At 68.1% G+C, this 204-nt stretch carries 1 pseudogene; it reads right to left on the bottom strand.

The annotated features are described in order from the left end of the window. Nucleotides 1-204: pseudogene (locus IF09_RS0139735) on the bottom strand (3-isopropylmalate dehydratase small subunit); the annotation flags it as partial.

Genomic DNA, 204 nt, shown 5'->3' with positions numbered 1-204 from the left:
AGGGTGAGGGAGATGTCGTCGAGGCCTTCGAGCAGGCGCCAGCGGGCGTTGTCGTCGAGTTCGAACTCCGCCTCGATTCCGGCCGCGCGGACCTGGCGGGTGACCAGGTCGACGGTGATTTCGGCGGTCGGGTCGGTGTCGGTCAGTTCCCACAGCCGGTCGACGGTCTCCTGGGGGAGGACCACGGTCAGCAGGCCGTTCTTC

The organism is Streptomyces katrae, assembly GCF_000717655.1.
GTDB lineage: Bacteria > Actinomycetota > Actinomycetes > Streptomycetales > Streptomycetaceae > Streptomyces > Streptomyces katrae_B.
This window is presented reverse-complemented; position numbering and strand designations above follow the sequence as displayed.